The following is a 6,233-nucleotide window of genomic DNA, read 5'->3' on the forward strand; positions in this document are numbered from 1 at the left end:
TCTCTGTCAAGGAAAACCCCAGCCTGTTAAAGGCTTTTGTGGAGTTGTCTACCGTGTAACCTGTCTTTTAAGGTGGCCGTTTTTTACTCGGCAATCAATTTCAACGTGGGAGAGTATATCATAGGGTTTAGGGGAAAGCAAATCCCGTTTTAGCTTTGGAGAGGGGTAATTTTCAAAATATCTGGCATATTTTTTGTTATTTTTGCCCATCTGTCATATAACCTTGCATACATACAGTGGTCACATCATGCACTCGTAGAGTTTTCTTTGGTATGACGTAGCTTGATTATTGACAAAAAGTGTCCAACTATATTTTTACTCCCGTCCGAAATAATACCACCAACCATAATTTTGGTTTTAGATTTCTAATGATTCAGATTGGATTTTTTAACCTTGTCAATCCGCCGCATAACGCCAAATGAAGGCATATATATTAAACTGGTGCAATCTTGCTAACAGCAGATTTATACCGCCCATTTTACAGCTAGGGAGCGCATAACGCACACAAGCGGCAAACACGAACTCAAACCAATCTTTAGCAAAATGGTAAAGTACAGCCTTCACTAAATTGCCAACTTTATAAAAAGTTTACACCGACTTACAATATTTTATATTAATTTTGTAAGCCCACGATATAATAGATACATGAAAAGTAATAATGTTTCGAGTCCCAGACTACAGGGTATCTATGAACAATACTATCGTGCTAAACGATTATTGCAACTAGCTCGCCGTTCCAAGAAACCCCATACCAAATTTACTAATTTAATTGCTGCGGTATATCCAGCCCGCTCAATAGTTGAATTGATACTCGAAGCTACTGAAAAACAAGAACTTAAATCTCCTAAAAGCAACGATATTAAAGAAAACAGAAAAAACCTTGAGCTAGAAATCTCTCAAGCTATTCCGTTCTATCATCTCTTGGAAAAAATTCGTATTCACGACTTTCATCGATTTGGTTGTCTTCCTCCAACAAAAAACAAGAGGAGATTTTATGGAGGTCCAGTAAAGCTAATTGCGAACCAAGGTGTTGTCGCATTATTAATAACACGAAATGGACTAAAATGAGTTAAGACAGGAGATTCGGCTATCGAAGGGCAAAGACCTTTATGCCAAAGTAATGATATGTTTTTCGAGGAGAAGAGTGATAAATTTGTTTCACTTGAAGAAATACTAAACGATTACTTGGAAGCAATTCCGAAAGTCATTTCCAATTTTGAGACTTTACTTAATACGACACAATAGCGTCATACGACTGTATTACACGTTAAATTTTTGGTAGCGCATACCGGATTCGAACCGGTGATCTCGTCCTTGAGAGGGACGCGTCCTGGGCCGCTAGACGAATGCGCCATAAGAACGAAGTGGCTGGGGAAGAAGGATTCGAACCTTCCCATACGGATTCAGAGTCCGCTGTCCTACCGCTAGACGATTCCCCAATATGCACACGGATTATACCAGTAAGCCAAGCTACAAAACAACGCCGCATCAATATTTAAAGGTGCGGCATTGTCTTGCTAAAGCCAATTTATGAAATAGGGGTAATTGCAGGAGGCATATAAAGGAAGCCATAGAAAATAACTAAACTTATGCCAAAGCAGCAAAACAAGAAGGCTAATATGAAAGCTATAACGCCGGCATTCTCTATCAGTTTACTCATTCCGTTTCCTATCTCCTATATACATTTTTATATCAGAAATATCATAAATGCTTTTTAATCTTAAGTCAAGAAAACCCTGCATTTACTTCAGCTTGACATGTATTTGCCGAATGGCATAATCTTATCTGAAATGTTAGATTTAACTGAACTTGAAAACTCTCTGGGAGTAAAGTTTGAGCAGCCATCGCTTCTAGAGCAGGCACTTATACATACTTCGTGGGTAAATGAAAACCCTAATCACTCAAGCGGCTCTAACGAAAGAATGGAATTTCTGGGTGATGCCGTTCTGGGTGTTATCTTTGCAGATCGTCTTTACCATGATTTCCCTGATATTCAGGAAGGTGATTTGACCCGTTTCCGTTCCCTGCTGGTGCGGCGGGAGAGTCTGGTAAGGGTAGCTTTGGGAATAAACCTTGGCAAGTATCTCTATCTGGGGCGGGGGGAAGACGTATCCAAGGGGCGTTTCAAACCGGCGAATCTGGCGGGTGCCTTTGAAGCAGTCCTGGCAGCTATATACATAGATAAGGGTATGGATGTAACCCGGGAAGTGATTTTCCGCCTTTTCAAGACCGAAATGGAGCGGGTACAAACCCTTAGTTCCAATATTGACTACAAATCCCGCCTGCAAGAGCTTATTCAGGCTCAACTGCAGCTTACACCCCGCTATCGTATTACAAATTTCAGCGGGCCAGAGCACAATCGTTTATTTATAGCAGAGGTTTATGCAGAAGACAGGGTATTTGCGGAAGGTTCCGGGCGAAGCAAAAAAGAGGCCGAAACCAATGCCGCCAAGGTAGCTCTGCAACAGTTTGAAAACAGCTTTACAGACGAAGATAACATTTGATAAACTTCTAGTATTACAGGAGGATATATATGGGTGGCAGAGATTTTCAATCACGAGAGAACAAAAAACAGAAGAAGGATTCCAAGAAACCGGGAGTTTCGGGTGAATTTTTCCAGCCGAATATAGAACCGGAAGTAGTCCGCAAAAAGAAAAAAGGCAAAGACGTATAACCCGGAATATGAGGCTTTGGCATGCATTGTCTGAGAGCCATTGTCAAAGGGAAGGTACAGGGAGTTTACTTCAGAGACTTCACCCGAACACAGGCAACGCGTCTGGGGCTTTGCGGATACGCCAAAAACCTGGCCAACGGGGCTGAAGTGGAAGTGGTAGCTGAAGGAGACAAAGACGCACTCCTTGAGTTCTTGGATTTGCTCCGTTCAGGTCCTCCCCGTGCCGAGGTTAAAGATGTGGAAACCAGCTGGGAAACAGCAACCGCCAACTACAGTGATTTCCGCATCAAGCATTAACCCGAACTAAACAGGAACAAAGCACTTTAAGTCCAGCGTTCAAGTTCAACGCTGGATGTTTTTATTAACTCCAAATAGTCTGTCTTAATATTCAAGGTACGTGAAACTTCGGTATCCACTTCATAAGGTTCACCGGCAAATATCTTGCCCAAATGCTCAATCTCGCCTTTGGTCGGGTCCCCGTGGCTGGTAAATTTCTGGGTAGCTTCTATAATGCCCATATCAAACGGCAAAGTGAAGTAAAGGTCAGATAAAACCTTTTCAATACCCTGACTGTAAAGTGAATCCCAGCCCGTCTTACCGCTACCGTATTTGCCGGAGGGCAATACCGGCAGCAAATTTGAGATAGAGAAGTTGCCCTTGCCGTTAATAATCTGCAAGGGAGTGACGCTAATCAGAAAATCACTGGACAAGATAACATTCGGCACCCAAAAGGTGGGAACAACCAGAGGCTTGTTCAAAGGGTTATCCACCTCAACCCAGGTGCAATCATTCACATCCAGCAGAACCACTCTTTGAAAGTCGTATGAAAGAGCTTTATAAATGCTCTTCACAGGGGCTCCTCCGGGTGCGCCTTCAAGTATGATAATATCCGCATCACTTATCCTGCGTATGCCGCTAATAATTTTTTGAATAAGTTCGCGGCTGGTGCTGACCGGATATTGCACCGGATAACGGGCACATGGCTTTATAAGGACTCTTCTGGCACGGGAAAGTATCTCCGGTGCCTTAAAATTATATTCGGATGCATTGTATATCAAGAATTTACTCCTGGTTTATCATAATAAGTAATTGGCATGTTAATATTCCGTTGTCTCAGGTCAAACTGCGATTGACATTTTACAGGCACAAGGAACAGGTCAAAATGCCCCTGCCTCAAAAACGCCCCCGACTTGCCGGCTTGGTAAGTCACAAATCGGATACCTCTGTTTATCCTGATATTAAAGCACAAAACCGATGCCTTTATTCCGGCTAAAAAATACTCCACCAGAGTTTTTACCCGGTTAAGCATCGGCAGTTGGCTTAGCCATATTGCAGCTTTTCCCCAGATATTAACACCCGCCTGTGCATTAGGCACCAAATAACGAATAATACGCCTCCAACCATAAATGCAACTTTGGCAAAACCAAAATTGTAGAAATTTGAGGCATACTATTCATCCTGGGCTAAATCCCGGCCGGAAACTTTTCCCTCTATCTAAGGGATTGGCAATTAATTATCTGCAAGAACATCGGCCGCACTCGCAACCTATTCATTTTAGCACAAAAGTCAAGATTTTCAGCTATATTATTTATAATATTTTTGCAATATTTAATGCCAGACTTATCAGAGTAGGCACAGATGCCCCTGAACCACCCTTAACCTGATAACCATTGTCCTTATCCAGATAAGCAGTTCCAGCAATGTCCAAATGAACCCAAGGCCTGTTTTCAACAAACTCCTCAAGGAACAAAGCCGCCGTACTGGCACCGGCAACCGGACCACCCACGTTTTTAATATCTGCCACGTCACTTTTTATCATTTCTTTATACTCTTCAAAAGTGGGTAACTGCCAGATGCACTCACCCGACTGTTTGGCAGCAGCTACAACCTTGCTGTAAAACTCGTCATTATTAGTAAAACCACCACTACAGGCACTGCCGAAAATGCGTGAGCAGGCACCGGTAAGGGTAGCTACATCTACCATTTGTTTAGCTCCCTGTTTGCAGGCATAATCAAGGGCATCAGCCAGTATCAGCCGCCCTTCAGCATCTGTAGAATGGATTTCTACGGTCTTTCCACTGGCCATGCGCAGAATGTCACCCGGCTTGATTGCACAACCGCTGGGCATGTTTTCAGTAGCCGGAACAATGCCCAGAATATTTATCGCCGGCCTTAGTTTGGCAATAGCCCCCATGGCTGTAATCACCGCCGCCCCGCCGGACATGTCAGATTTCATTTCCCACATTTTATCCCAAGGTTTGAGCGAAATACCACCGGAATCAAAGGTAATAGCCTTACCGACATAAGCCATATCAAGTTCATCACTGTCACGCCCGGTATATTTCAGGATAATAAACTTGGGTGCCTGGCATGAGCCCTGCCCTACCCCCAGTATTCCGCCCATTCCTTTTTCAAGCAACTGGCTTTCGTTAAATATTTCACAGTCAAGACCGGATGATTCGGCCAGACGCCGGGCAAAATCTGCCAGATCAGTCGGTGTCATGTTACTGGATGGTTCATTTACAAGGTCACGGGCAGAACATACTGCCTCTGCTACGATCTGCCCCTTTATAAGCCCCTGTGAGGCGCTTGCAAGGTCAGCCTTGTCCCCCAGCACCAGCTTTATCTCGTCAATTATCCCGTTTTCATTGCCGCTTGTGAAATATTTGCGAAAACGGTAACTCCCCATCAGGACACCCCCAGAGGCGGTTTCCGCCAGCACATCTGCCGCCAGCGGCATCTCTCCTAGCCAGATAGCTATATTCTTGAAACTTTTCTTGGATAAAGCCCTTGAAAGCTCACCCGCAGATTTTCGGAATTCATCAGCATTAAATTTATCAGCTTTGCCCAAACCAAATACCGCCAGATAGCGAACCGGAAGGTTGCCCAGAGTATTTACCAGATGAAGTTCACCTGTCTTGCCTTTCAGTTCGGCTTTGGCCTTCATTTCACCAATACAGCCGCCCAGTTTAGCATCCAGTTCCTTAAGCTCAAAGCTCAAATCCTGTCCTTCAAAAACAGGCATAGCCAAAACATCAGCCATAATTGACTGCGGTCTTTGTTTTACAATTTTGATTTCCATTATCTACACTCCTCCTGCTCTATATAGGTTTTTACGTCTTTTATTACACGTGCCAGCACCGGCTGAAAATCAGCCTCGGTCTTTATACGATAACACTCCTCGGAAACAGGCTCAAACATAGGCTTCAGCATCTGATAAATTGTCCAATCCGCATCAGAGCGGGACGCACCCTGTTGCATCCGCCGTTCCATGCGTTTTTTAACTATCCCCGGCGGCAAATCCATCTCTACAACAAACCATTTTATACCCAGCCCGTCGGCAAGGTTATATAAAGGTCTGCGGTCTTTGGCAGTCATGCTGGTAGCGTCCAACACCAGCGATCCGCTCTGCCCAAGTAATTTACCCATCAAGTCATGTATTGCCTTAAATACTCTGGTGTGCTCTGAATCGGAATAAACAGGCTGATTTATCAGAGTTTTACGCAGAGCATCACTTTCCAGTATCACGACCGGAATTTGTTTTGCAAAACGCCCGGCA

At 43.9% G+C, this 6,233-nt stretch carries 7 protein-coding genes and 2 tRNA genes; 4 read left to right on the plus strand and 5 right to left on the minus strand.

Annotated features, from left to right (window positions below; all coding sequences use genetic code 11):
* Window positions 1-645 precede the first annotated feature (645 nt).
* Window positions 646-1,068, plus strand: coding sequence for a hypothetical protein (locus WC259_RS07250; RefSeq protein ID WP_015407090.1), 423 nt, complete (start codon window positions 646-648; stop codon window positions 1,066-1,068).
* Window positions 1,069-1,276: 208 nt separating this feature from the next.
* On the opposite strand, the gene WC259_RS07255 is transcribed toward WC259_RS07250, so the two are convergent.
* Both WC259_RS07255 and WC259_RS07260 read right to left on the minus strand, forming a co-directional pair.
* A tRNA-Glu gene (locus WC259_RS07255) sits at window positions 1,277-1,353 on the minus strand.
* Between the two features lie 12 nt (window positions 1,354-1,365).
* Window positions 1,366-1,439 (minus strand) — tRNA-Gln (locus WC259_RS07260).
* Window positions 1,440-1,790: 351 nt separating this feature from the next.
* On the opposite strand from WC259_RS07260, the gene rnc reads away from it, so the two are divergent.
* The 3 genes from rnc to WC259_RS07275 are packed head-to-tail and all read left to right on the plus strand — an operon-like array spanning window position 1,791 to window position 2,971.
* Complete coding sequence (rnc, locus tag WC259_RS07265) at window positions 1,791-2,504, plus strand: ribonuclease III (RefSeq protein WP_011309462.1); 714 nt, start codon at window positions 1,791-1,793, stop codon at window positions 2,502-2,504.
* Window positions 2,505-2,533: 29 nt separating this feature from the next.
* Window positions 2,534-2,674, plus strand: a complete 141-nt coding sequence (locus WC259_RS07270; RefSeq protein ID WP_011309463.1) for a hypothetical protein — start codon at window positions 2,534-2,536, stop codon at window positions 2,672-2,674.
* A 21-nt stretch (window positions 2,675-2,695) separates the two neighbouring features.
* The gene (locus WC259_RS07275; protein WP_011309464.1) at window positions 2,696-2,971 is read left to right on the plus strand and encodes an acylphosphatase; all 276 of its coding nucleotides are present in this window, start codon (window positions 2,696-2,698) and stop codon (window positions 2,969-2,971) included.
* A gap of 26 nt (window positions 2,972-2,997) precedes the next feature.
* Here WC259_RS07275 and WC259_RS07280 read toward each other — a convergent pair whose 3' ends face one another.
* The 3 genes from WC259_RS07280 to WC259_RS07290 all read right to left on the minus strand — a co-directional run.
* The gene (locus tag WC259_RS07280) at window positions 2,998-3,732 is read right to left on the minus strand and encodes a DUF362 domain-containing protein (RefSeq protein ID WP_011309465.1); all 735 of its coding nucleotides are present in this window, start codon (window positions 3,730-3,732) and stop codon (window positions 2,998-3,000) included.
* A gap of 530 nt (window positions 3,733-4,262) precedes the next feature.
* Window positions 4,263-5,756 carry a leucyl aminopeptidase gene (locus tag WC259_RS07285; protein ID WP_012984362.1) on the minus strand — a complete coding sequence of 498 codons (1,494 nt, stop codon included), beginning with the start codon at window positions 5,754-5,756 and terminating at the stop codon, window positions 4,263-4,265.
* A partial coding sequence (locus WC259_RS07290; protein ID WP_372643945.1) for an AAA family ATPase occupies window positions 5,756-6,233 on the minus strand: 478 nt, incomplete at its 5' end. The genes WC259_RS07285 and WC259_RS07290, both read right to left, overlap by 1 nt.

Origin of the sequence: Dehalococcoides sp. (assembly GCF_041654235.1) — a bacterium.
GTDB lineage: Bacteria > Chloroflexota > Dehalococcoidia > Dehalococcoidales > Dehalococcoidaceae > Dehalococcoides > Dehalococcoides mccartyi_B.